At 62.9% G+C, this 18,222-nt stretch carries 18 protein-coding genes and 2 pseudogenes; 1 reads left to right on the forward strand and 19 read right to left on the reverse strand.

What is annotated here, in order from left to right:
• Positions 1 to 69: 69 nt before the first annotated feature.
• Entirely contained in the window at positions 70 to 930 is an 861-nt protein-coding gene (locus NCT03_RS03385) for a 2OG-Fe(II) oxygenase (RefSeq protein WP_250491937.1), read from the reverse strand.
• A gap of 384 nt (positions 931 to 1,314) precedes the next feature.
• Here NCT03_RS03385 and NCT03_RS03390 point away from each other — a divergent pair, with 384 nt between their 5' ends.
• The gene (locus tag NCT03_RS03390) at positions 1,315 to 2,088 is read left to right on the forward strand and encodes a lytic transglycosylase domain-containing protein (RefSeq protein WP_250491938.1); all 774 of its coding nucleotides are present in this window, start codon (positions 1,315 to 1,317) and stop codon (positions 2,086 to 2,088) included.
• A gap of 97 nt (positions 2,089 to 2,185) precedes the next feature.
• Here NCT03_RS03390 and NCT03_RS03395 read toward each other — a convergent pair whose 3' ends face one another.
• The 18 genes and pseudogenes from NCT03_RS03395 to argH all read right to left on the reverse strand — a co-directional run bounded on the left by NCT03_RS03395 (position 2,186) and on the right by argH (position 18,154).
• Positions 2,186 to 3,343, reverse strand: coding sequence for a chitinase (locus NCT03_RS03395; protein ID WP_250491939.1), 1,158 nt, complete (start codon positions 3,341 to 3,343; stop codon positions 2,186 to 2,188).
• Between the two features lie 318 nt (positions 3,344 to 3,661).
• A pseudogene (locus tag NCT03_RS34020) lies at positions 3,662 to 4,222 on the reverse strand (carbohydrate-binding protein); the annotation flags it as partial.
• A gap of 18 nt (positions 4,223 to 4,240) precedes the next feature.
• Positions 4,241 to 4,777 (reverse strand): type II secretion system protein, encoded by a 537-nt coding sequence (locus tag NCT03_RS03400; protein WP_250463611.1) that lies wholly within the window; start codon positions 4,775 to 4,777, stop codon positions 4,241 to 4,243.
• A complete protein-coding gene (locus NCT03_RS03405) occupies positions 4,752 to 5,129 on the reverse strand; it encodes a type II secretion system protein (protein ID WP_244827303.1) in 378 nt (125 codons plus the stop codon). The genes NCT03_RS03400 and NCT03_RS03405 overlap by 26 nt, the downstream gene beginning before the upstream one ends.
• A gap of 5 nt (positions 5,130 to 5,134) precedes the next feature.
• Positions 5,135 to 5,602 carry a type II secretion system protein gene (locus NCT03_RS03410; protein WP_250491940.1) on the reverse strand — a complete coding sequence of 156 codons (468 nt, stop codon included), beginning with the start codon at positions 5,600 to 5,602 and terminating at the stop codon, positions 5,135 to 5,137.
• Between the two features lie 22 nt (positions 5,603 to 5,624).
• A complete protein-coding gene (locus NCT03_RS03415) occupies positions 5,625 to 7,553 on the reverse strand; it encodes a secretin GspD/PilQ domain-containing protein (RefSeq protein WP_250463613.1) in 1,929 nt (642 codons plus the stop codon).
• Positions 7,550 to 8,092: a hypothetical protein gene (locus NCT03_RS03420; protein WP_250491941.1), complete on the reverse strand. Its 543-nt coding sequence runs from the start codon at positions 8,090 to 8,092 to the stop codon at positions 7,550 to 7,552. The genes NCT03_RS03415 and NCT03_RS03420 overlap by 4 nt, the downstream gene beginning before the upstream one ends.
• An 11-nt stretch (positions 8,093 to 8,103) precedes the next feature.
• On the reverse strand, positions 8,104 to 8,625 hold the full coding sequence (locus tag NCT03_RS03425) for a hypothetical protein (RefSeq protein WP_250491942.1): 522 nt from the start codon (positions 8,623 to 8,625) through the stop codon (positions 8,104 to 8,106).
• Positions 8,622 to 9,203, reverse strand: a complete 582-nt coding sequence (locus tag NCT03_RS03430; RefSeq protein WP_244827308.1) for a hypothetical protein — start codon at positions 9,201 to 9,203, stop codon at positions 8,622 to 8,624. Before NCT03_RS03430 ends, NCT03_RS03425 begins: the two co-directional genes overlap by 4 nt.
• Positions 9,200 to 10,021, reverse strand: a complete 822-nt coding sequence (locus tag NCT03_RS03435; RefSeq protein ID WP_250491943.1) for a hypothetical protein — start codon at positions 10,019 to 10,021, stop codon at positions 9,200 to 9,202. Before NCT03_RS03435 ends, NCT03_RS03430 begins: the two co-directional genes overlap by 4 nt.
• Before the next feature lie 12 nt (positions 10,022 to 10,033).
• Positions 10,034 to 11,698 (reverse strand): GspE/PulE family protein, encoded by a 1,665-nt coding sequence (locus NCT03_RS03440; protein WP_250491944.1) that lies wholly within the window; start codon positions 11,696 to 11,698, stop codon positions 10,034 to 10,036.
• A gap of 3 nt (positions 11,699 to 11,701) precedes the next feature.
• Positions 11,702 to 12,886, reverse strand: coding sequence for a type II secretion system F family protein (locus tag NCT03_RS03445; RefSeq protein WP_250491945.1), 1,185 nt, complete (start codon positions 12,884 to 12,886; stop codon positions 11,702 to 11,704).
• Between the two features lie 17 nt (positions 12,887 to 12,903).
• Positions 12,904 to 13,389, reverse strand: coding sequence for a type II secretion system major pseudopilin GspG (gspG, locus tag NCT03_RS03450; protein ID WP_250491946.1), 486 nt, complete (start codon positions 13,387 to 13,389; stop codon positions 12,904 to 12,906).
• 73 nt (positions 13,390 to 13,462) lie between these two features.
• A complete protein-coding gene (locus NCT03_RS03455; RefSeq protein ID WP_250491947.1) occupies positions 13,463 to 14,881 on the reverse strand; it encodes a glycoside hydrolase family 18 protein in 1,419 nt (472 codons plus the stop codon).
• On the reverse strand, positions 14,778 to 15,071 hold the full coding sequence (locus NCT03_RS03460) for an MSCRAMM family adhesin SdrC (RefSeq protein ID WP_250491948.1): 294 nt from the start codon (positions 15,069 to 15,071) through the stop codon (positions 14,778 to 14,780). Before NCT03_RS03460 ends, NCT03_RS03455 begins: the two co-directional genes overlap by 104 nt.
• Before the next feature lie 26 nt (positions 15,072 to 15,097).
• Positions 15,098 to 15,580 (reverse strand): annotated as a pseudogene (locus NCT03_RS34025) (carbohydrate-binding protein); the annotation flags it as partial.
• A gap of 559 nt (positions 15,581 to 16,139) precedes the next feature.
• The gene (locus NCT03_RS03465; protein WP_250491949.1) at positions 16,140 to 16,448 is read right to left on the reverse strand and encodes a hypothetical protein; all 309 of its coding nucleotides are present in this window, start codon (positions 16,446 to 16,448) and stop codon (positions 16,140 to 16,142) included.
• A 299-nt stretch (positions 16,449 to 16,747) separates the two neighbouring features.
• On the reverse strand, positions 16,748 to 18,154 hold the full coding sequence (argH, locus tag NCT03_RS03470; protein WP_250491950.1) for an argininosuccinate lyase: 1,407 nt from the start codon (positions 18,152 to 18,154) through the stop codon (positions 16,748 to 16,750).
• Between the last annotated feature and the right edge of the window lie 68 nt (positions 18,155 to 18,222).

Below are 18,222 nucleotides of genomic sequence, written 5' to 3' on the forward strand. Positions count from 1 at the left end.
AGTGCTAGCGTGTCGCGCCGGAGCGATTGTTCCGGCGCACACGCGGCGTGGATCGCTCATCTGAATGCGTCAGGCTTCGGCGCGAAACCTGCCCTGACGAATCCACTTGGTGGCAATCCACTTCTCGCCTTTTTCGACAGGCGTTCCGGCATGCAGCGTGCGCGCGTCGGTTTGACCGAGGTCATTGACATACTCGAAATACAACGCGCTGCCGCGACGCGGATGAATGCGCAAGCCGACGTCCGGAAAGGTCGTATCGCCGCCTCGTTCGACTTCGTTGAGATAAAGGATGACGGTTGCAATACGCTGTCCGCCGCGCAGCATATGGTGCCGGCTGCCGGCTTGCTCTTCGGGAAAGTAATCGAAATGCGGACGATATTCGCCACCTATGCCGTAGCGCAGAATATGCAGGTCCTCGCCGTTCTCGATCGGTTGCCGCACGAGTTCGGCGAGCCTGCGATCGATCCTGGTGACGAGTGCATCGGTCGATGCGTTGACGAACGCGCCTTCGCTCTTGCGTTCCTCGATAGTGATCTCGTTGCCCGAGTCGGGATCGACGACCGATGACTGCTGCACGCGCGCGCGGCCGATATCGATCAGCCTCGCGCATTCGTCATCGGTCAAGACGTCGGCCAACAACGCGACTACCGGCGTCTCGCATGTGAATACCTTTAGCGCTTCGCAATCGCTCGCGCTCAGCACGCGACCGTCGGGAAGCATGGGCTTGCCGTATCGATACACGCCGGGCGGATCATCGCCGTCATCCGATGTATCGCCTGCAACGTGACGCGCGATGATGGAGCGCGCGGCGTTCGGATGGAACGCGCTGGCGACCATTGCGTCGATGAGCGATTGATGCGTGCAGCCACGGCGGATATTCTCGTCGAGCCAGTTCTTCCATGTAGCGTCGAAGCGCGGATTCGTGCTCATCGTGGCGTCATAAAAAAGCGAGAGTTTCGATTCGTCCCGAGCGGTGCGTGACAAACCGACGCTCGGTTGAACGCTGAAAATATCAGCTTTCATGGAAGCACAAATGCTGGCGTAAAACAACGGCATCCTTGGACAATCCGCCATTGAAGATCGTGCTAAAGAAGTGAATCGACCAATGAATCGAAACGCTGACTGCATGGCGGTTTGGTTCGTCGGCTCGGTTCGTCGATTAAGCATGGCGGAAGGCCCGAAGCACACTATCCTTGTGAAATGTCCGCACGTTCAACTGTAGCGCTCGTCTTGAGAGCCGGCACGCGTCATTCCATATCGACGCTGCTGGCCTGCGCGCTCGTGATGTCGATGAGGCAGGCGAACGCAGCTTCCATGTTGAGATGCGAGGCCGCGGATAATTCCGTCCGCTATGCGAGCGAGAATCTCGACAACGCGAAATGCAGTCGCGTGAATCTGATCTGGCAAGCCGCCTATCCGCCGGTGGCGTCGAGCGTTGCGCCAGCCCGTGCCGCCGCATCGGGCGATCCGGGCGCGCTGGCATCGAGCGTGGCGTTACCGCGTCGTGCAAGTCTTGCGAGGCGCGAAGCCGTCACGCCTGTCTATACCTACGTGGAAGACGGCGTCAGGCATTACCTCACGAAGATGCCGCTGGGCGTGGCGCAAAACGTCGAAGTCATCAAATTGCACTTCATGGAGACGTGCAGCTTGTGCGCGCCCGAAGAGAACATCGGCATCCCCGCCTTGAAGCTCGACTTGCGTTCATATCAACGTGAAATCGATGCGGCTGCTTCGACCTTCGGCGTCGATAGCGCATTGGTTCGTGCTGTGATTCATGCGGAATCGGCGTATCGCACGAACGCGATATCACGCGCGGGCGCACAAGGGCTCATGCAACTCATGCCCGCGACGGCGCTGCGCTTCAACGTCAACGATCCCTTCGATGCCGCGCAGAATATTCGCGGTGGCGTGAGTTATCTGGCGTGGCTGCAAACGCGCTTCAACGGCAACGTCGATCTCATGCTGGCGGCTTATAACAGCGGCGAATCGAGCGTCGACAAATACAACGGCGTGCCGCCCTACAGCGAGACGAAGATCTACGTCTCGCGCGTCAAGGAGTTGACCGAGCGTTACAAGAGCGGCAAATGACGATGGCACGGTCTTCGGAATCGGACGCACGCTACCGTCGTTCGCAGGCCGCGCGTTCAACCAGAACGAACCGTTGAACGCGTGCCCGTGGACGTTGCTATTGCGTGTTGTCTATCACGATCTGCCCGTTGTATTGAACCTTGCCGCGGAAGAAGTAGTCGGTGCAGGCCTTGTAGTCGCCGGGCGTGAGAAGCGAGAACGGCATCTGATAATCGACGAGCTTGCATCCGGTGACGGGCTTGCCGTTGGCCCACGCATAGTCCTTGTCCAGATACGCCTTGATTGCCGCGGCCGAGCCTTCCGTGAAGCCGCGCATGTTCGCGCAGCCTAGCGGTTCGTCGGCGGGAATGGTGACGCCGAGTTCGCGCGCGAACTCCTTGTACGCGTTGATGCGATTGGTGACTTGCGAGCGTTCCGCGCCGCCCTGACCGCACTCTATGCCGCCGTTGATGATGTAGATCGTCGCGCCGAAGCCAGGCTTCATGTTGTTGCCGACGTCGACGCTATTAGGCTTCCAGGTGCCGTCGATCGCCCAGGTCATCGGCGGCTTGGGCGTCTGCGGGGTCACGGCGAACCATACCGCCGAGGCGAAGTTCAGCCATGTATCCGCGACGCGGCCGGGGTCGTCGAGCAGCACGTTGGGGTCGCCGTATAGCGCCTGCGAGAACGGGCCGAAGTTGTAGTTCCAGGACAATTGCTTGGCGCCGCGCCCGAAGTAGTCGAGGTACTTGCCTGCCGCGTTCTTCGCGCACGGAAAGAAGATCCAGTTGGTCGCATGCGAGCCCGGCGCGCATTGTTGATACGCACCAACGGCCGAGCCTTCCTCGTAGCCCGACTCGCGAAGGAACCATAAAGCCTGCTGCCAGAACGGGATGGCCGTGTCTTGCGGCATTTTTGCGAGCACGGCGTTGTTGTGGTCCGCATAGCCCGAGCGCACTTGCGCCGGCGTGAGCGACGGCCAGTTGGCGCCCGTCTCCTGAACGAAGTGCGCGAAGGACGTGGCGAGCAGCTTGCGGCAGATGGCGGCGGCGTCGCGTCCGTCCGTGTAATCGCCGCAGTACGCCGGAAACTTGGCGATCCCGCGCAAGAAGCTGACGTAGGAGTATTTGATATTGCGCACCGGGAAGAGCTGGTCGAACTTCGCTTCGCTTACGATCGACTCGACTCGCTTCACATTCGATGGATTCGCCGCGCGTCCGGGCGTGACGGCATCGACGTCGGTATCGGGCAGCACGCGCAGCGCGTCGCGGATCAAGCCGATCTGGCCGTTGGTCTGATCGACGAGTGTCTTCTCGGTCGCGTTGAACTGGGCGACGGTCGGATAGCCGGTGGGTTCGGGGATGTAGGTGATCTTCGGCTTGTAGGATGCGATTGGAGTCGGCGCCGGTGTTGGCGTTGGCGTTGGCGTTGGCGTTGGTACGGGCGCGGGAGCCGGCGTTGGTGTCGGTACGGGTGTCGGGACCGGTGTTGGCGTCGGCGCTGGTACAGGCGCGGGCGTCGGCGTCGGAGTTGGCGTAGGCGTAGGCGAAGGTGAGCCGCCAGAACACGCACCGAGATCTTCCCACGCACCATAGGCGCCCGATTGCGCCGGGTTGTCTCCCTGGGTCCACCATTTGTTTCGATAGTTGCGGCCGTTATAAGTTATGCGTGTACCCGGTGTTGCATAAGCTTGGGTAGCAGACCACGCTGCAAAGCACGATGAAGTCGGCGTTGGCGTTGGCGTTGGCGTTGGCGTTGGCGTTGGCGTTGGCGTTGGCGTTGGCGTTGGCGTTGGCGTTGGCGTTGGGGCGGGTGTTGGTGATGGCTTTGGAGCTGGCGCAGGCGCAGGCACGGGCGCAGGAGCAGGAGCAGGAGCAGGAGCCCCCGCCGCCCCCACATCCTTCCAAAGCGTCGGCGTAGTCGCAGGAAACCATCCCGCGCCCGGATATGCCGTATGCGCCTGCTGCGCCTGATAAACGCGACCGCTATAAGTCACCGTGGCGCCAGCCGCATAGGTCGCGCCTTCGCGCCATGCTTCCTGCGCGGACACGATGCCGGCATGCAATAGCAACGCGGCTGGAAGCATCGCCAACTTTCTACGAACGGTCAACATCTCAGCACCTCTTTTGGAACGCGACGGCCAGCAGATGCACATGCCGGCCCGATATGAAAACTACCTTCGATTCATGCTCATTTCCGGGTAGCTCGTGAACTTCCAGTCTTCGTAGCTCGTCTTCAACGCGAAGCTCGCGTCCTCGTCGGAGAAGCCATCCGTTTTCAGCGGCGTTTGCTTCGATGAGCTGTACACGCCGTACAGCTCGCCGTTGGGGCCGCGTACCGTTTGCCATTCGCCGTTGGTCATCGGGTCGGTGTATGCATCGCGCAGGTATCGGCGCACGAAGGACGCGCGCGAGTCGCGCAACAGGTCATCGAGGCTCTTCGGAAAAGCGCCGCCAGGGTCGGCCTTGACGTACTCACGAATCGCGTTGCGGATCGCATCGCCCTTTTTCAGCAGTTCGAATTCGCGGTTGCGCTGAATCTGCGTGCTCCATACGGTGCCGATCTGCATCAGATAGATGCCGATGAGCGCCACGCACATCAGCGCCCACAACATGCCGAAACCATGCTGCCGCTTGCGCGATGCAAACGCTCGACGCGCTCGATCCGAATGCCGCCCGCGCGCGCTACCAGCTGCCGTAGTCGGTGCCATCCCTGGCCTTGCCTTTTGCGCCGCTGCGCACGTTATAGACGCCGGGCGTGCCGTCGTTGGGCGGCTCGGTCGTCCAGGTCGTGCGGCTTTGCGCGACGGGGTCCATCGGCACCTCACGCAGATAGCGGCGCTCGACCAGTTCGTTGAGCGATTGCGGATAGCGCCCCTGATCGCCGCGAAAGCGGTCGATGGAATCACGCATGGCGGCGAGATTCTCCTGCAGCACGGTTTCCTTGGCTTTCTCCGCCTGCCCGAAGTAGCGCGGCACGACGAGCGTGAGCAAGGTCGCGATGATCGCCAGAACGACCAGCAGTTCGATTAGCGTGAAAGCGCGCAGCATTCGTTTGTTCATGACGCTCACCACTTGCGGTAAGGGACGCCGTTGAGGCCGGTTCGTTCCGAAAGCGAGTAGACGTCGTAGACGTCGTTGCCTTCGCTCGGTGAATCGGCGGAACTCGAATAAGCGCGCTTGCCCCAGGTCTGTTCATCCGAACGGCTCGGGCAATCGCACATCGGATCGCGCGGAACACGCCGCAGGAAGAAGATGCGCGCGTGAGTCGGATTGGTCTTGTCGACTTCGCCGTCCACCAGTACGTCGAGCTTGGCGGGATAGCCCGTTTCGCCGAGCGGACGATCGAACTTGCCGGCGTCGCCGGCGGCTTTGTAAGCATCGATGGCATCGCGAATACTCCATAGGGCGCGCCGCAATTCGTCTTCGCGGTTGCGTTGCGCGGTCACCTGCACGAGCGGCGCCGCGACCATCGCCAGCACCGCGATGATCGCGAGCGTGATGAGCAACTCGATGATCGTGAAGCCCTTGTCCATGGTCGCGGCTGGTTGCACGTTTCTAGGGTTGGGTCGGCGGCGGCGAGGTCGCGGCGGGTGGCTGTGGCGGCGGCGTGGGTGCGGGCAGCGCCATCACGGGCGGCGGCGCGGAAGGCGTCGGCACGGGCGGAGGCAGGGCAGGCGCGCTGCCCGCGCCGCTTGGCGGAACGCGCACGCTTGCGTTCGGTCCGACCGGGTCGCGCTCCGTCGAAATGCGCGTCTCCGTGCCCGAATCGAAGGACACGACATTGCCCGCTGGCATGGCCTGATTGCGCACGATGCGCGGCGTCAGCATCAGCACGAGCTCCGTCTGATGCTGGTCGTTCGCGCGCGTGCCGAAGATCCGGTCCAGCAACGGAATGCGGCTCAGGCCTGGCAAACCGGAGCCGGACGCACGCTCGTTGCGCTGCAGGAGACCCGCGAGCAGCTGCGTTTCGTTGTTGCGCACGCTCATCACCGTTTCGGCCGTGCGAGTGCCGATCTGATAGGCGACCAGTCCCGTCGTCGTCGTGATCGTGTCGGTGACGTTCGACACTTCCATGCGCAACTTCACCTGCACTTCGTCCGAGTTGACGATCACGGGCGCAACTTCCAGCGTGAGGCCCACGTCCTGATAGTTGATGCTCTCGGAGCTGAAGTTGCTGGAGAGCGTCGTCGTGACCACGGGCAGACGGTCGCCGATCAGCACCTTCGCCTTCTCGCGGTTTCTCACGCGGATGCTCGGGTTCGCAAGCGTCTTGGTTTTGCCCTGGTTTTGCAGCATGTCGATACCGACCGGCCCGATCCTCACGAGCACGTCGCTGCTGTTCAGGTTGCGCAGTTGCTGCAAGGTCAGCGTGCCCGGCGCGCGGGTCGAGGCATCGGAATTGGTCCCGTCCGGCATGAGCGCGAACTCGATACGATTCGGATACGAAATGCCCATCTGCAGCAGATCGGATGACGATACTTCGAGAATCTGCGCGTCGATGACGACTTCCGCGGGCGTCACGTCGAGCGCGCGGATGATCCGCTCCGCGACCTTGATGGTGTCCGGCGCGTCGCGCATGATGATCGCGTTGGTGCGTTCGTCGAGCACGGCATCGCGCGTCTTGACCATCTGCTTGACCGCCGCGAGCACTTGCGCCGCCTGCGAGTTCTGCAGGTAGAACGTGCGCACGACGAGGTCCTTGTATTCCGTTTCCTTGTCGGGCCGCTTCGGGTAGATCAGGATCGAGTTGCCGCTCACCACCTTGCTCGCGAGCTGGTTCGCCTGCAGGACCATCGTCATCACTTGCTTGACGGGCGTGTTGCTCGCGAAGATGGTCGTCGGCGCGGCGGCCTGCACTTCGCGGTCGAAGGTGAAGTTCAGTCCGGTAATGTTCGACATCAGCTCGAAGATACTGATAAGCGGCTGATCCCGGAACTGCACCGTGATCGGCTGATTGAGGTCCTTGTTGAGCTTCGGTTCGAGGTCTTGTCCCTTGGGCGCGAGCAGCAGGTCGCGCAGACGGATGGCGCGCGCGTTGTCGGGCTGTTTCGAGAGCACGTCGTTGAGAATCGCCATCGCCTGGTCCGGTTGATCCTGATAGATCGTTTCGGCGTATTGCACGGCGGTGTCGATGGGCGCCTGCTTCTCGATCCACGCAATCATCTCGCGCGGCCCGTCGTCGCCGGGCGCGGCGGCCTGAGCCTTCTTCGCCCACGCGATCGCCTGGGCCGAATCGCCCGCGCGATACGCGACACTTGCCCGCTGCAAGTACTCCAACGAAACCTTGCGACGCAGGCTCACATACCAGTTGTAGATTTCCAGGTCGTCGGGATACTGCGCGCTCTGCTGCGCGAGCAATTCGAGCTGCGCGTCGGGCGGCATGGTCCCCAGACGGTTCTGCAGATCCTTGCGATGCATCTCGCCCGCGCACGCCGTCAATAGCGGAATCAGGACCCAGACCGTAATGTCTTTGAGCCGGCTCATTTCAGTTCTCCGAGCGACAGCGTTTGTCGGCGCTTCAACGGCAAGTACATGAACCTCACTTCTTTACGGTTGATGTCCTCGATCTTGTAGGCGTTGAGAAGCACGTCGCCCTTACGCAGGAAACCCGTTTTCTTGCAGTTGATGCAAAGCGGGAACTCGCGTCCGGTGCCGCTCAGAACGACGTAGAAGATGCCTTGCTGGTCCAGCCACAGCGAACGGACGACGAAAGGCAAGGGCGGCAAGGGCGGCGGTGGCGGCGGCTTGATGGATTCGGGCGGCGGAGGCGGCGGCGGTGGCGGCTGCCAGTTCTGCATGGGGAAGATGTTCACGGCGGCAACGCGGGTATCCGGCGCGGCGTTGGCTTGCGGCGCACTTGCCGGTGCAGGCGCGCTCGCTCGTGAAACTCGCTCCTTCGTGGCCACCGCCGGAGGACGATCCGCCTCGTCGTCGGGTCCCCCGCGAAACCACACGAACAAGATCAAGCCGAGCGTCACGACGAGCAGCCCGCTTATCGGCCACGAGATTCTCAGGGTTCGCATATCGAGCGGCTTCACTTGGCCGCCTCCACGACGAACGAACATTGCAGGCGAACTTCGAGATCGGTCACGCCGATATTCGGCCGCGACAGCGTGAGCCGCTCGCAGCGAATGCCCGGCAAGGTCCGCAACTCGGAGAAGAAAGTACGAAATTGCAGATACTGACTCGAAAACGACGTCTCGACGACAAAGCGGCGGGAGGGCGAATCCTTGTCCTGCGCGGCCATCTGATACGTGATTTGCGGCATCGAGATACCGTTCTTCGCGGCGATCGCGTGCAGGCTGTGCAGGAAAACGAAGTAACGCTGCTCCGGACTCGTCGGCGCCACGGCTTCGTCCGGCATGGGCGGCGGCGGTTGTTTCAGCTTCGCGGTGCGCGCATCGAGGTCGAGCTCGCGTGCGGCGATGTCGTTGCGAAGCGGCAAGATCTCGACCAGCGCGATGATCGCCGCGCTGCTCAGGAGCAGTAGCGCAAAGAGCCCGAAGGTGCCGAGCCGCCACTGCGCGCGGCGCAGTTCCCAAAGCCAGCGGCTCATCTGGAACCTCCGGCGGAAGACGCGGCCACATCCGGCGCCGACGCGCCCGTTGCCGCCTGCGTCGCGAACGGGCGCCACGTCACCTGAAGCGCGGTTTCCACGGTTTTGACAGGCGGCCCCGGCTTCTCGCTCTGCCGCTTGATCGAGACGCTTTCGGCGGCGGGCTGCGCCTGCAGCCAGTCCGCATAGGAGATCGCTTCCTGCGCCGAGCGCGTCTCGAACTGCATGTTGATGGTGCGCGATGCGGTCACGATATCGAGCGAGAGCATCGCGATATTCGGTTGCCAACCGCCTTCGATCAGACTGCGCGCCGGTTCCGCCGCATAGCGCTGCTGCGCCATCAAGGCGTCCGCGCGGGGATTGCGCGTGCCGCGATGCGCTCGGCCAATGCGCTCGAAGCGTTTCTCCTCCTGCGCGACCGACGCTTCACGTTCATCGAGCGCGGCGCCTTGCTCCTTGAGCTTGTCGCGATACTGCATCGTCACGAACAGCACGACGACGCCGAGGGCGAGCGCAATCAGCCCGGTCGCCACGCCCGGACGATTGGCCCGATGCAGGTCGATGGCGGGCGCTTTCATGGCGAAGCCTCCCATGGCGCGGCAAGCCATTCGACGAGCGTTGCATCCGCGACCCAGCGATCGGCTGCGCCCGGCCCGATGGCGTAACAGCGCTCGGGCGGCTCGGTGGCGGCGAGCACGAAGGCGTCGCGCAGCACGTCGTCGAGCGGGCCCGCCACCGGCAGCGCGATGAAGCCGCTCCAGCCGCCGCCGCGCCGCAAGCCGATATGCGCGATGGCCGCGCCGCTTGCCGCCTGCTCCAGTTCCACGACGGCGATGTTGCCGTCGCGAATGTGCCGCGCATGCTTTTGCATGGCGAAGGTAAAGCCCGGCTCGATACCGAGCAATTGCAGCCGTCGCGTCTTGCATAAGCGCTCGATGCCCGCGCACAGCGCCTCGGGCATCGCGGCGGCGAGGCGGCCTTGTTGCCACGCGCCATCGGTGACGGCGTAGCGCCACGGCTCGGCGCCCGCGCCCGCCTGCGCGGCCTGCATGCGCGCCATCGACACCCATTGCTCCGGCTTGGGATGCGGCCGCCACGGCAACGCGTAATAGCGCACGAACGGCGCGCCGACGACCACGCGCAGGCCGTGCAGCCCAGGTCGCGCGGGCTTCGGCGCGAGCGCCTCGATGGCCTTGAGCGCGGCCGCCGTGTCGCCCGGCGTCGCCAGCGCTTCGGTATTGACGTTGCTCGCAACGCCGGACTCTCGCACGCGTTCGCCATCGACCCATAGCGTCACGCGCGGCATGAAAGCGCCCGCGCGGGCCGGGCCCGTGCGCCTCGAAGGGCGCTTCGCGACGGCGCTCATCGCTCCGACCAGATCCGACCAACGTGACATGTTCCGTCTCCGCTATGCCGGTTCGACGATCGTGACGCGATTGACTTCCGCGAGCGTCGTGCGGCCATCCGCGACCGCGCGCAGGGCGATCTGGCGAATCGGCACGAAACCGCTTCGATTCGCGAGTTGCTTCAGTTCGATCAACGGCCGCCGTTCCACGAAGCACTGCTTGATCGCGTCGTTCATGCGCAGCACTTCCGCAATCGGCTGACGCCCGAGATAGCCCGTCCGGCGACATGCCTCGCAGCCCGCGCCACGGCGAAAGCGCCAATGCGCGACCTGCTCGCGCGTGAGCGCGGAGGCAAGCAGCGTGGCGTCGTCGGGCACCTCGTCGTCGCGCACGCAATGCGGACAGTTCTTGCGCATGAGCCGTTGCGCGACGGCGCCGAGCAGCGCATCGACGAAGCTGTGCATGTCGACGCCCATGTGAAGGAAGCGATCCAGCACGGAGAACACATTGTTCGCGTGCACCGAGGTCAGGACCAGGTGTCCCGTGAGCGCGGCCTGCACGGCGATGCCAGCGGTTTCGCCGTCGCGGATCTCGCCCACGAGAATCTTGTCGGGATCGTGCCGCAAGATCGAACGCAGGCCGCGCGCGAAGGTGAGTCCTTTCTTGTCGTTGATCGGAATCTGCAGCACGCCCGCGAGTTCGTATTCGACGGGGTCCTCGATCGTGATGATCTTCTCGTCGCCCGTGTTGATTTCGGTGAGCGTGGCGTAGAGCGTGGTCGACTTGCCCGAACCGGTCGGACCCGTCACGAGCAACAGGCCGTAGGGCTCGCGCGCGATCGAGCGAATCGACGCTACGGTGTCCGGGTCGTGTCCGAGTCCGTCCAGACGCAGCGTCGTGCTGTTCGCATCGCCGCGCTGCTTGTCGAGCACGCGCAGCACCGCGTCCTCGCCGTGAATCGACGGCATGATCGACACACGAAAATCGATCTCGCGCTGATTGATGAACGCCTTGAAGCGGCCGTCTTGCGGAATGCGCCGCTCGCCGATATCGAGCTCCGCCATGACCTTGAGCCGCGAGAGCACTTGCTCCGCGACATCGGTGCCGGGCGCGGACGCCGTTTCCTGCAGCACGCCGTCGATGCGGTATTTGATGACGAGACCCGTCGCGGTGCTCTCGATATGAATGTCCGAGGCGCGCGCCCTGAGCGCGTCGTACAGCGACGAATTCACGAGCCGGATGACGGGATGCACGTCCGCCGAAAGCGTGGCGAGCGTGATCTCCACGCCCGCCGCGGCGGCGTTGCCGGTCTTGCTGTCGACATTGACCTGCGTGAGCGCCTGATGCGCGGACTCGTGCAGCGCGAGATACGCCATGAGCTCGCCCGGCACGCAGAAGGCGAACGCGAATGGCTTCTTAACGCGCTGCATCGCCCAGGCACGCAGCGGCGGATCGAATGGATCGGCGAGCACGAACCACAGGCGCGCGTCGCTGTCGGCGGCAAGCAGACAGCGGCGCGACATGGCTTCGCCGAACGGCAGGAGGTCGAAGCGCGGTTCGAGCGTTTCGAGCGCGGTGGCGTCGAAGCCGCGCAGGCCGATGGTCTGCGTGACCTTCTTCAGATAGTCGGCGCCGTCGTGTTCCGCTTCGTCCCAGAACTGCTGCTGCTTCGGGCGCGGGTCGCGCACGGGGTTCGCCTTCGCGGGCGTATCGGTGGTCTGTTCCATGTCTTATCCCACGCTTCCGGCCAACTGAAAAATCGGCATATAGAGCAGAAAGATGATCGTCCCGACGATGCCGCCCACCACCAGCATCAGCACCGGCTCGACCACGCGCATCAGCGTGTCGATCGCGCGGTCGAGTTCCTCGTCGCAGAATTCCGCCGAGCGCGTCACCATGCCGGCCAGCTCGCCGCTCTGCTCGCCGACGCGGATCAGCCGCTCCGCCACCGGCGTCGTGAGATTCGCGGCCGGCAATGCGCCGGACAGCGACTTGCCCGCGCGCACTTCGTCCAGCGCGCGCGCAAGCGCGGACTGCATCAGCGAAGGCAGCAGTTGCGCGGAGAGTTCGAGCGCCGCGACCATCGACATGCCGCCCGCGAGCAACAGGCCGAGCGTCCGGTAAAACCGTGTCAGGGCGAAGAGCCGTTGGTAATCCGCGAGCTTGGGCAGGCGCAGCACCGCGCCGAACAACCTGCCGCGCACCTTCTCGTTGCGCAGCGCCATGATCGCGCCGGCGAGCGCGGCCACGATGCCCGCGAGCAGCACGCCGCCGTGCTCGGCGACGAGGTTGCCCCAGGCGAGCATCATGCGGGCGGAAAAGGGGATGTCTTTCATCGACGCGAACACCTGGCTGAACTTCGGAATCACGTAGAACGCGAGGAACAGGATGATGAACGCGCCCGTGGCGATCACGATGGACGGATACACCATGGCCGACACCACTTTCTTGCGCACCGCCGCGAGCCGCGCGTCGTAGTGGTGATAGCGCTTGAGCGCCTCGGAAAGATGCCCCGTCTGTTCCGCCGATGCCACGGTCGCGACATACAGCGGCGGGAAATGTTCGGTTTGACGCTCGAGCGCCCGCGACAACGGCTCGCCTTCGTAAAGCGCGGTGACGATGCCTTGCAGCACCGTCCGGTTGAGGCCTTCCTTGCTTTTGTCGCGCAACGTCTCGACCGTTTCGACGAGACTCAGGCCCGCTTCCAGAAGCGCGATCAGTTCCTGCGTAAAGAGCGCGCGCTCGAATACGGGCTTGCGCAACGAGAGACCGCGCGACTTCTTTTCCACGGGTGTCGCTTCGATCAGCGACAAACCCATGTCGGCCATGTTCTGCCGAAGCTGCGTTTCGTCCGCTGCATCGAGCTCCAGTCCCTGCTGGCCGCCGTCGGACTCGACCCGCACGCGATATCGCATGACTGCCGCCGAATCCATCATTTGCCGATGATGTCCGCGTCCTCGCCCGAACCGCCGGGCTTGCCGTCGGCGCCGTAGGTCATGAGGTCGTAGTCCTTGCCGTTCTCGCCGGGCGAGCGGTAGACGTACGGCTTGCCCCACGGATCGTTCGGAATGGCGCTGCTCATGTACGGACCTTCCCAGCCCGAGGTGTTGCCGACGTTGCTCATCAACGCCTGAAGTCCGGCGTCGGTGCCGGGAAAGTGGCCGGTGTCCAGACGGTATCGATCGAGCGCGTCTTCGATACCCTTGATCTGCGTCGTCGCTGTCTTGGAGCGCGCCTTGCCGACTTCACCGAAGAGCTTCGGGCCGACATAGCCCGCCAGGAGCGCGATGATGAGCAGCACCACCAGCAACTCGAGCAAGGTAAAGCCGCGCCCGCGCCAGCCGAGGTCGTGCCGGGAGAGTTTCGTTTTCGACACAGCGGCCGTCGAGAACGCGGCATTCGTCAATCGATCCTGCATGGCTGCCCCCGATTCATTGCACTGCGCATCGTCTGCGCCCGGCGTCATGCACCGGGCGCAGTCGCGCGGCCGATCACTTGTTGACTTCGCTCATGACGTTCAGCAGTTCCGCGTTGGCGGCGTCGCCGTCCAGCTCCCAGCCGAAGACACCGCGCAGACTGAACTGCTTCACGTAGGCGTTCTTGACGCGGATCGTGGTGGGCGAGTCGTAGGACCAGAAAGTCGTGCCGTCGAACTTGTACGACTGCTTTGTCACCGGATGCTCGTACACCGTGCCTGCGGCGCTCTTCAGGAGCCGGTAGTCCTGGATGCCGGCCTCGTACTTCCCGGGCGCTGTCTTGGTGGCTTTCTGATAGAGCCCGTCTCCCTTCGGTCCCGGCGTGACGCCGGTCCAGCCGCGCCCATACAACGGAATGCCGAGAACGATCTTCGACGACGGCACTCCCGCTTTCAGCAAGGCCTGGATGGCGGCATCGGTGTAGTAGGTGTTGCCGGGAGCGCCCGCCATGTTCGGGCTGGCCGGGTCCGGATACAAATGCGACTGGAAGTCCGTCGGGCCGGTGCTTTCCCATCCGCCGTGATAGTCGTACGTCATCACGTTGATCCAGTCGAGCGGCTTGCTGTAGTCGCCCGGGTTCGTGCTGGCGATCTTGTCGCCACCCGCGCCGATAGCGACCGTCAGCAAATAGCGTTTGCCGTTTTGCGCGCCCATGGCGTCGAGTTGCTTGCGGAATTCCGTCAGGAGAAGCGTGTAGTTCTCCTTGTCCTTGACGTCGTACGTGTTGTAGGGCTGACCGCCGCCGCCGGGAAATTCCCAGTCGATGTCGATGCCGTCGAACACGTTCGCTGCGACGCCATCTCCGCCCGCGTTGGAGGCAGCATCGAAGGGCACGTTGCCCTTGATATAGACATCGATGCACGACGAGACGAGCTGCTTGCGCAGCGCATCGGTGGCGCTGGCCTTGCTGAACCACTTCGACCAGGTCCATCCGCCGAGCGAGATGATCATGCGCACGTTGGGGTACTTGTCCTTCAATAGCTTGAGCTGATTGAAGTTACCCTTGAGCGGACCGGACTTGCCCTGACGTGGATCGCCATAGGGCCAGTCCCATGCATCGCTCTTGCCGTTGACCGATTCGTTCGCCGAGAAGCCCTTTTGGTAGTCGGCCCAGGCGTCGCCGCCGGTGCCTGCGTCCGGGGCGTTCTCGTTGGTCGCACCCGGTTCTGCCTTGTTGATGATGCCGCACTCGTAGCCGCCGTTCTTCTGATAAACGTTGCCGAATGCGTAGTTGATAAACGTGAGCAGCTTCGCCGAGCCCGATGTGTCGACATCCTTGACCTTGTAGTTGCGGTCGTAGATTCCCCATTGCGCGAAGTACGCGCCGACTTCACGCGCGCCGGCGGGAGCGGGGGCGGGCGTTGGTGTTGGCGTGGGTGTTGGCGTGGGTGTAGGCGTAGGTGCCGGCGTAGGAGTCGGGACCGGTGTCGGCACGGGTGCGGGCGTAGGAGTCGGGACCGGTGTTGGTGCTGGTGTTGGAACCGGCGTTGGTGTCGGTGTCGGCGTTGGAGTCGGAACCGGTGTTGGTGTTGGCGTCGGCGTCGGCGTCGGAACCGGCGTTGGCGTTGGCGTTGGAACTGGCGCTGGCGCCGGTGTCGGCGTCGGCGTCGGACTTCCTGAACATGCGCCTATGTCTTCCCATACGCCGTATTGCCCAGACTGCGTCGGGTTATCGCCTTGGGTCCACCACTTGTTTCTGTAATTGCGTCCATTGGCCGTGACGCGCGTACCTGTCTGTGCATAAACCTGCGATGCCGACCACGCAGCGAAGCAAGCCGAAGGTGTCGGAGTGGGAGAGGGTGTTGGCGTTGGAGTCGGCGTCGGGGTTGGTACGGGAGTTGGCGCAGGAGTCGGAGCGGGTGTCGGCGCAGGTGTGGGCGATGGTGCTGGCGTAGGCGTAGCCGCGCTCACATCGCGCCATAAGGTCGGCGTGCTGGCCGGAGTCCACCCAGCGCCTGGATAAGCCGTATGCGCCTGAAGAGCCTGGTATGTGCGCCCGTTGTAGGTGACGGTCGCGCCCGCCGCGTAGGTCGCACCTTCCTGCCATTCGGCGCCCAACGCATTGATTGAATAAGCGACGAGCGCAGCCAGCGTCAGCGCAGTAGTCTTCGACTTCATGCCAAGGCGATTCATGAGAACGGCCTCCTTACTCGGTTTGTTTGGTTCGTTTCGATCCGCGACTCATTTGCGCTGACTGAATTGTCGTCAAGCCCTCTCTTATAGGGCTCGTGCGATCATTGATAATCCAGCGACCAGGGCGAGGCAAGCCGAAAATCGGATATTAGGTTTCCTACGGAAAAGTTTTTAAGGGTCGACGAAGCGTGTTTTCCTTGACGTTTTTTTCTTGTGAGAATGACGTCGATTCGTTCAAGGAACTCGTTGAGAGAAGCGAAGCAAATACGAACGATCCAGGCGAAATTGCGAATGCAATCTCGAATCATGGCGATGCTTGCGTTACAAAGAAAGCTGCACCGTTTAGCAGATGCCTTTAGTCGGGAAGACGATGAAGCAGATGTGGTGAAGCGGGATGAACACCCGAGACCCGTCGTTTTATCTTTGTGAATTCAAATCGGGATTGTTGGGCATCTGAAGCGTGAAGGGCAAAACACTCGACCTGCATTGCATCGCTTTCCAATGAATCGAGCGTTGCCTTGCAAGTCGTGTCGTGCGCACAATCGGCGCCCCGCGAATATCAAAACTCGACGGTCACGAACTTGACCAACGGCGTGGTCTCGGAGTTTGTCGCCGACGATTGCGGTTCCGCGGCAACGCCGATCGTCTTTCGAGCATCGCCGTAAGCTGCCGTCGCGGCCTGTGCTGTTGCTTGCCTGGAGACGGCGGTGCTTGCATGCAGTTCGCTCATGACGGAAACGCCGTAGGGCGTTTGTTTTCCCGTGCAATCCACCTTGATGGACGTTCGGGCATTCGCACCGGAAAGCATCTCAATCGGATCTGCCGTTTCCGAACCGCTGATAATCGAGCAGGCATTGTGGATGGTCAACGTGACTTCGAGTTGTGAGCTTTTGCGCTCGGCATATGAGGCGGACGTGCCGGAAAGCGCTTCCGCCGCAACGAGCGCAGCCAATGCGGTACTGCGAAAATTGCGCTTGTGCATGATGATTCCCGAAGGCAAAAAAGTGTCTCTCATCATGCTTGCGGGCCACGATAAGGCGGATAGGTTCGCTCCCATTTCATGCGCGCATTCGAACCATGCAGTGTTTCGCGCGGCGTGATAAAAACCGGCGTTCCCAAAAAAATGGACCCTCGAATGGGTCCAATTCGAAGCATGGTCCGGCTCGATCAGCCAAGCGCCGCGCGCGCCGCCTTGGCGGCCGCACGCACCTGATCCGGCGCGGTGCCGCCCGCATGATCGCGGCTCGCGACCGAACCTTCGAGCGTGAGATATTCGAAGACATCGTCGCCAATCAGATGCGCGACGTTCGGCAGTTCCTGCTTCATTTCATCGAGCGACAAATCGGCGATATCGCATTCGCGATCCACGCAGATGCGCACCGCATGCGCCACGGCTTCGTGTGCGTCGCGAAAGGGCAGGCCACGTTTCACGAGATAGTCCGCGAGATCGGTGGCCGTCGAGAAACCTTGCAGCGCGGCCGCGCGCATGGCCTGCGGCTTGACGGTAATGCCCGCCGCCATTTCCGCGAAAATGCGCAATGTGTCGGCGACCGTATCGACGGTATCGAAAAGCGGCTCCTTGTCTTCCTGATTGTCCTTGTTATAAGCGAGGGGCTGGCCTTTCATCAGCGTGAGCAGCGCCATCAAATGACCGTTCACGCGGCCTGTCTTGCCGCGCGCGAGCTCGGGCACGTCGGGGTTTTTCTTTTGCGGCATGATCGACGAGCCGGTGCAGAAACGATCCGCGAGATCGATGAAACCGACGCGCGGACTCATCCACAACACGAGTTCTTCGGAAAAGCGCGAGACGTGCGTCATGACGAGCGCGGCGGCCGCCGTGAATTCGACGGCGAAGTCGCGGTCGGAGACGGCATCGAGCGAATTCGCGCAGATGCCATCGAAGCCGAGCGTCTGCGCCACCGCGTGACGGTCGATCGGATAACTCGTGCCCGCGAGCGCCGCCGCACCCAACGGCAGGCGGTTCACGCGCGTGCGGCAGTCGCGCATGCGCTCGGCGTCGCGCGAGAACATTTCGACATAAGCGAGCAGGTGATGCCCGAAGGTCACGGGCTGCGCCACCTGCAAATGCGTGAAGCCCGGCATGATGGTGCCGGCGTGCTTCTCGGCCATGTCGATGAGCGCGCTTCGCAGGTCCTTCAACAGTTCGCCGATACGGTCGATCTCGCCGCGCAGCCACAGGCGAATGTCGGTTGCGACCTGATCGTTGCGCGAGCGGCCGGTGTGCAGGCGCTTGCCGGCGTCGCCGATCAACGCGGTCAGCCGCGCCTCGATGTTCAGGTGCACGTCTTCCAGGTCCAGCTTCCACTCGAACTCGCCGCGCTCGATTTCGCCCTTGATCTGCGCCATGCCGCGCTCGATGGCGGCGAGGTCGTCCGCGCCGATGATCTTCTGCGCCGCAAGCATCGACGCGTGCGCGAGCGAGCCTTGAATGTCGACGAGAGCGAGCCGCTTGTCGAAGAACACCGACGACGTATAGCGTTTGACGAGATCCGACATGGGCTCGGAGAAGCGAGCCGACCAGGCTTCGCCTTTTTTGTGCAGTTGGGACGTCATGGTGATGTGATTGGCGGTTGAGGCGAATGAGGCGGCTAAAGCGGCAAGCCGGAAGTCGAAGATTTTAA

It is taken from the genome of Caballeronia sp. GAWG1-1 (assembly GCF_023631465.1).
In the GTDB taxonomy this organism is placed as follows: domain Bacteria; phylum Pseudomonadota; class Gammaproteobacteria; order Burkholderiales; family Burkholderiaceae; genus Caballeronia.

Coding starts and splice junctions, on each gene's coding strand:
- NCT03_RS03405 (WP_244827303.1), bottom strand. CDS start 5,129: ATGAACAAACGAATGCTGCGCGCTTTCACGCTAATCGAACTGCTGGTC.
- NCT03_RS03445 (WP_250491945.1), bottom strand. CDS start 12,886: ATGCGATATCGCGTGCGGGTCGAGTCCGACGGCGGCCAGCAGGGACTG.
- NCT03_RS03420 (WP_250491941.1), bottom strand. CDS start 8,092: ATGCGAACCCTGAGAATCTCGTGGCCGATAAGCGGGCTGCTCGTCGTG.
- gspG (WP_250491946.1), bottom strand. CDS start 13,389: ATGCAGGATCGATTGACGAATGCCGCGTTCTCGACGGCCGCTGTGTCG.
- NCT03_RS03410 (WP_250491940.1), bottom strand. CDS start 5,602: ATGGACAAGGGCTTCACGATCATCGAGTTGCTCATCACGCTCGCGATC.
- NCT03_RS03460 (WP_250491948.1), bottom strand. CDS start 15,071: ATGTTCAGGAAGTCCGACGCCGACGCCGACACCGGCGCCAGCGCCAGT.
- NCT03_RS03390 (WP_250491938.1), top strand. CDS start 1,315: ATGTTGAGATGCGAGGCCGCGGATAATTCCGTCCGCTATGCGAGCGAG.
- NCT03_RS03385 (WP_250491937.1), bottom strand. CDS start 930: ATGAGCACGAATCCGCGCTTCGACGCTACATGGAAGAACTGGCTCGAC.
- NCT03_RS03400 (WP_250463611.1), bottom strand. CDS start 4,777: ATGGCACCGACTACGGCAGCTGGTAGCGCGCGCGGGCGGCATTCGGAT.
- NCT03_RS03435 (WP_250491943.1), bottom strand. CDS start 10,021: ATGTCACGTTGGTCGGATCTGGTCGGAGCGATGAGCGCCGTCGCGAAG.
- NCT03_RS03425 (WP_250491942.1), bottom strand. CDS start 8,625: ATGAGCCGCTGGCTTTGGGAACTGCGCCGCGCGCAGTGGCGGCTCGGC.
- NCT03_RS03440 (WP_250491944.1), bottom strand. CDS start 11,698: ATGGAACAGACCACCGATACGCCCGCGAAGGCGAACCCCGTGCGCGAC.
- NCT03_RS03415 (WP_250463613.1), bottom strand. CDS start 7,553: ATGAGCCGGCTCAAAGACATTACGGTCTGGGTCCTGATTCCGCTATTG.
- NCT03_RS03430 (WP_244827308.1), bottom strand. CDS start 9,203: ATGAAAGCGCCCGCCATCGACCTGCATCGGGCCAATCGTCCGGGCGTG.
- argH (WP_250491950.1), bottom strand. CDS start 18,154: ATGACGTCCCAACTGCACAAAAAAGGCGAAGCCTGGTCGGCTCGCTTC.